The organism is Sphingopyxis sp. SCN 67-31 (assembly GCF_001725095.1).
This window is the reverse complement of record NZ_MEFH01000171.1, coordinates 1-6,105: the sequence shown is the minus strand read 5'-3', so window position 1 is coordinate 6,105 and position 6,105 is coordinate 1. Positions and strand designations below refer to the sequence as shown.

At 63.0% G+C, this 6,105-nt stretch carries 4 protein-coding genes; 2 read left to right on the top strand and 2 right to left on the bottom strand.

Annotated features, from left to right (window positions below; all coding sequences use genetic code 11):
* Positions 1-1,356, bottom strand: a 1,356-nt coding sequence (locus ABS88_RS22895) for an MFS transporter (RefSeq protein WP_286750688.1), incomplete at its 3' end; no start/stop codon positions are given.
* 102 nt (positions 1,357-1,458) lie between these two features.
* Positions 1,459-2,493 (bottom strand): LacI family DNA-binding transcriptional regulator, encoded by a 1,035-nt coding sequence (locus ABS88_RS22890; RefSeq protein WP_003047081.1) that lies wholly within the window; start codon positions 2,491-2,493, stop codon positions 1,459-1,461.
* 307 nt (positions 2,494-2,800) lie between these two features.
* On the opposite strand from ABS88_RS22890, the gene ABS88_RS22885 reads away from it, so the two are divergent.
* Positions 2,801-5,626, top strand: coding sequence for a TonB-dependent receptor (locus ABS88_RS22885; protein WP_286750687.1), 2,826 nt, complete (start codon positions 2,801-2,803; stop codon positions 5,624-5,626).
* A 74-nt stretch (positions 5,627-5,700) separates the two neighbouring features.
* On the top strand, positions 5,701-6,105 hold a 405-nt coding region (locus tag ABS88_RS22880), incomplete at its 3' end, for a tryptophan 7-halogenase (RefSeq protein WP_286750686.1).

Genomic DNA, 6,105 nt, shown 5'->3' with positions numbered 1-6,105 from the left:
CAGAAGCTGCGGGATGACGACGAATATGTTGAAGAGACCCATGTAGATGCCGAGCTTTGCCTGTGGCAGGCTCGACGCAAGGATCGCATAGGGCATGGCAAGGACCGAGGCCCAGAAGATACCGATGAAAATTTCGCTGAAGATCAGCTGCGTCGGATTTCGCAGCAAAAAGAAACTCGCAAAACCGATCGCGCCGCAGGCCAGCCCCACCATGTGCGTCCGCGCCTGTCCCAGATGGCGCGACAACCACGGCAGCAGCGTCAGTGCGGCAATGGCCGCGACACCGTTATAGATCGCGAACAGCTCGCCGACCCAGTTGCCCGCCGCCTGATAAACCGCACTGGCCGCGTCGGTCGTGCCGAAATGATATTGCGCGACGATCGGCGTGGTATTGATCCACATGATGAACAGCGCCGACCAGCTGAAGAACTGTACCGCCGCGAGCCGCTTCATGAGCGGCGGCATTCCCGCAAAGTCGCCGACGATGCTTGACAGCATGTTCTTTTCATAGCCGCGGCGCGCGAGCGCGATGGCAATCATGCTGGCCAGGCCATAACCGATCAACAGCGTGCCGAGCAGCAGCACCTCGCGCAGCAGCGCAAATTCGACCTGAATCAAGATGACTGCCAGCCCGGCGGCAATCCAGCCAAAGTTGCCGATGTGGCTGCGCGACGCCAGCGCGCGCCCGGCCGGAGCATCGTCTGCATTCGCGGGTTCGAACGCAGCCATCTGCGCAGGGGTATATTCGCTGGTCGAAACGACGGTCCACAAAACTGCAAGAAACAGGGCTAGTCCGCCAAACCAGAAGGCATAGCGAACCGTATCGGGAATCTGCCCCGGTGGCGCGACATTGGCGACGCCTGCCGCCTCCATCAGCGCCGGGAACAACGAGCCGACGACCGCGCCGGCACCGATGAAGGCGGTCTGCACCGCATAACCGATGCTGTGCTGATCCTTGCGCAGCATATCGCCGACGAACGCCCGGAAGGGCTCCATCGAAATGTTGAGCGATGCGTCGAGAACCCACAGCATCATTGCCGCAAACCAGATGGACGGGCTTTCGGGCATGAGGAACAGCGCGATCGTCGCGAGCAGGGCGCCGGCAAGGAAATAGGGGCGCCGCCGACCAAGGCGGCCGAGCCAGGTACGGTCGCTCATGTGGCCGATGATCGGCTGGACGAGCAACCCGGTCAGCGGTGCCGCGACCCACAGTCCGGGCAATTTCTCGATATCCTCGCCCAACGATTGGAAAATGCGACTCATGTTCGCATTTTGCAGCGCGAAACCAATCTGGATGCCGAAAAAGCCGAAACTGACGTTCCACATGCCGGCGAAGCCCTGCCGCGGCTTTTCCATCATCTCTCTCCCATGGCCGCTGACGGCTGTTGTCGGCAAGACGTGTTGCAGCGGGCGGCGTGCGGGGCAAGCGCGCGGCAACCACGTATACGAATACGTTGACTAAACTGCTGTGCTTTGTCGCCTGATCAACCGGGCGGGCAACATGCGTTGCTCGACCGGTCGCCCGTCGATGCTGGCGAGAAGAGCATCGACAAGGAGCGTCCCTGCGCCCTTCATGTCCTGCATGACCGTCGTGAGCGTCGGTGAGGTCAGGCCAGCGGCGGGAATGTCGTCGAAGCCGATGATCGCGACATCTTGCGGGAGTTTCAGCCCTGCTTCGGAGAGTGCGCGCATTGCGCCGATCGCGATCAGGTCGCTCGCCGCGAAGATCGCGTCGAATCGCTTTCTGCCAGCGAGCAACGACTGCGCCGCGGCATAGCCCGATGCCTCCGAGGATATGGCGTCGCGTTGAAGCGCGGCATCTGGCACGATGTCGGCGGCACGAAGCGCCCGGCACAGACCGGTGTAGCGGTCCTGAAATTCGGGCGCATGGTCCGACGCATCGCCGAGGAAAGCGATCGCCCGGCGGCCTATTTCCACCAAGTGTGCTCCCGCCTGTTCGCCCGCGCCGACATTGTCCGACCCGACCGTCAACCCGATCCCCTCGCTCGACACCGAGCCCCAGCGAACGAAATTAGTGCCCATCTCGACCAGATGCTCGAGCTTGCTGAGATACAGCTGATAGTCGCCATAGCCGAGCAGGATGATTCCGTCCGACCGGTGGCTGTCCTGATAGGCGACGTGCCAGTCGTTGTGCATCTGCTGAAAACTGATGAGCAAGTCATATCCGCGCAGCGCGCATTCGCGGGTGATGGATCCCAGCATCGACAGGAAGAAGGGGTTGATCATCGATTCGTCGGGCGTCGGATCTTCAAAGAAGAGCAGCGCGAGCGTGTGGGTGCGTTGCGAGCGCAGGCTCGACGCATTCTTGTCGACCATGTAATTCAGTTCGCGTGCGATGCGTTCGATATTGGCCCGGGTCGCAGCGCTGACCGATTTGCTGCCGCGCAATGCGCGCGAGACCGTCGGCTGCGAGACGCCGGCAAGATAGGCGATGTCGAAACTCGTCGGCTTGACGGAGGGTGGTCGGCCCATGCTGTTCTCCCGGTCGCGGCGCCCTTATCGTTGGTCGCTCGGCGCGTACAAAGTAACCGGCGACCGCGGTCCTGCCAAGATATTGCAAGTCCCATCGCGCTTCGAACAGCCGCTGTGGCATTTGGGCGACACGTCGGGAATGCGCATATTATGCGTATACGTATACCCTATGGCCCTCGCAGCCGATTGGCCTCAATTGCGAGGGCGAAAGATGGGATCATCCCACGCATCGGAGAGGATAGTCGCGGCTGGCAGCCGCTTCCCTTGATGCTGGGCGCGCGATCCCGTCGAAGCCAGGGGAGCATAGATGACAAACAACAAAAGCCTTCGCCGCGGCGCCAGTGCCCTCGCACTTGGCCTCGCCTCGATTGTCTTCGCGCCGAGCGTCGCCTTGGCACAGGATACCGGCGCTTCGTCTGCGGACGATTCGAGCGGCGAGGGCGAGATCGTGGTCACCGGCTTCAGCGCCAGCCTGCAAAGTGCCGTCAATGCCAAGAAGAACCGCGACCAGGTGGTCGAATCGATTTCGGCCGAGGACATCGGCAAGCTGCCCGACGCCTCGATCGCCGAATCGATCGCGCGCCTGCCGGGCCTGACCTCGCAGCGCGTATCGGGCCGTTCGAACGCGATCTCGATCCGCGGCTTCGCGCCCGACTTCTCGACCACGCTGCTCAACGGCCGCGAACAGACCTCGACCGGCGACAACCGCGCGGTCGAATATGACCAGTATCCGAGCGAAGTCATCAATCAGGTGCTCGTCTACAAGACCCCGATGGCGTCGATCGTCGGGCAGGGGCTTTCGGGCACGGTCGACCTGCGCACGATCCGTCCGCTCGACTATGGCAAGCGCGTCATCTCGGTCGGCGGGCGGGGCAGCTGGGCCGAAATCGGCAAGCTGAACGCCGGGTCGAAGAAATATGGCTACCGCGTCAACGGGGTGTACGTCGACCAGTTCGCGAACGACACGCTGGGGATCGCATTGTCGGCGAGCTATGTCGACGAACCCTATCAGATCCAGGAATTCAACGCGTGGGGCTATGCCGGCGACGGTACCGCGGCGAACCCGGTGGTCATCGGCGGGTCGAAAAGCTACGCGACCTCGACCCAGCTGACGCGGCTTGGCCTGCAGGGCACGGTGCAGTGGCGGCCGAGCCCCAATTTCACCTCGACGATCGATGCCTTTTATTCGGACTTCAAGGACGACCAGATCAAGCGCGGCATCGAGCTGCCCCTCGCCTTCGGCGGCGCCGGGGTCAATGTCACCGACGTCGACAGCAGCGGCCAATATGTCTTCGCGCGGTCGGGCACCTTCACCAATGTCGAGGGGGTCGTGCGCAACGACGTCTTCGAACGGCAGGCAAAGCTCTACAGCTTCGGCTGGAACAACCGCTGGGAAGGCGACGACGGCTGGAACGTCACCGCTGATATCAGCCTGTCGAATACCGACCGCAACGAACTGATCCTCGAAAGCAATGCCGGCACCGGGCGCGGCGCGGGCGTCGGCGCGACCGATACAATCGGCTTCAGCAGCGACCGCAACGGCACCGTGTTCAGCCCCGGCCTGAACTATGGCGACTATGATCTGATCCAGCTCACCAGCCCGCTCGGCTGGGGCGGCGACCAGACCGGCGTCGACGGTACGCGCATCCGCGGCGGCCAGGACGGCTATTACAACAACCGCATCATCAAGGACGAACTCTGGCAATATCGCGTCGAAGTCGAACGCGAGCTCGACGGCTTCCTGAAATCGGTGCAGTTCGGCGTGAACTATACCGATCGCAGCAAGAGCCTGGTTCCCGACGAAGCCTTTGTCGGTCTCGTCGCCAACACCGACGGCCTGACCAGCGTGCCGATCCCCGAACAATATCGCCTCGGCACGACCAACCTGTCCTACCTCGGGCTGGGCCCCGTCGTCAGCTACGACCCGCGCGACCTGCTCGCGGCCGGCATCTACCAGCTGGTCGCCAATCCCTATGGCGACGTCGTGGTCAAATCCTACGACGTGTCCGAAAAGCTGATGACCACCTATCTCCAGGCCAACATCGACCAGGAAATGGGCTCGTCGGTGCTGACCGGGAATGTCGGCGTGCAGGCGATTTTCACCGACCAGAATTCGAACGGTGCGAGCGCCGCCTATATCGGCCAGAATGCGAACGGTTCGCCGAACATCCAGGGCATCCCGCAGCGTGCGAGCACCGACTATGTCGATGTGCTGCCCAGCCTGAACCTGTCGCTGCGTACGGCCAGCGATTTCGTGGTCCGCTTCAGCCTGGCGCGCGAGATCATCCGTCCGCGCCTCGACGACATGCGCGCGTCGCTGAAATATGGCACGACGATCGGCGACGTCGGCAGCGGCGTCTGCCCCGTCGGCCGCCAGTGCGCCGTCGTCCGCGGCGACGCGGGCAACCCGGACCTGCGTCCGTGGCGCGCCAATGCCGCCGACCTGACGTTCGAGAAATATTTCGGGTCGAAAGGTTATCTGGCGGTGCAGCTCTTCTACAAGGATCTGAAGAGCTATATCTACAATCAGGACGTCGCTTTCGATTTCACCGGCTATCCGATCCAGGATCCGGGCCTCGACGTGAACGGCAATCCGATCATCGTGAACTATCTGGGCACCGCGAACGTCCCGATCAACGGCAAGGGCGGCAAGCTTTACGGCGTCGAACTGGCGGGTACCTTGCCCCTTGGTGAGCTGGTATCGGCGCTCGACGGTTTCGGCGTGACGGGCGGTGCGTCCTATACGAAGACCAAGATCCAGCCGACACCGGGTGCGCCGGCCCAGGATATTCCCGGCTATTCGAAATGGGTCGCCAACGGCACCGCCTATTTCGAGAAATGGGGCTTCAACGCTCGCGTCAGCGCGCGCTACCGGTCGAGCTTCATCGGCGAGCTGTCGGGCTTCGGCGGCAATCGTGTCCGTCGCCGCGCCCGCGCCGAGACGATCGTCGATGCCCAAATCGGCTATGACTTCCAGCCGGGCAGCGCGCTCGAGGGGCTGTCGCTCTTCATTCAGGGCCAGAATCTGACGAACGAGCCCTTCGTCACCGACGATCCGCGCGATAGCCGGGCGGTGATCGACTATCAGGTCTATGGCAGCCGCTATCTCGCGGGCGCTTCGTTCAAATTCTGAACCCTCCCTGACGGGGGCGGCCGGGTCGCGCCGCCCCCGTCCTCTTGTTGCGCTACAGGGCAGAGGCTGATCTTATGTCCCCCATGCGGCTAGTTATCATCGGCGGAGGCACGGCAGGCTGGATGGCGGCCGCCTGCTTGCGCCGCTTTTTGCCGGCGGGCTGGTCGGTGTCGCTCGTCGAATCGGACGAGATCGGCACCGTCGGCGTCGGCGAGGCGACGATCCCGCAGATCCGTCTGTTCAACGACGCGCTCGGCATCGACGAGGATGAGTTTCTTGCCGCGACGCAGGGCACGATCAAGCTCGGCATCGAATTCAACGGCTGGACGCGGCTCGGTCATCGCTACATGCACGCCTTCGGGGCGGTCGGGCGCGGGCTCGGCCTGCTTGAGTTCCATCACTATTGGTTGCGCGCGCGGGCGGCCGGGGTGGCCGAAACGCTCGACCATTATTCGCTCAACGAGCGGGCCGCGTACGCG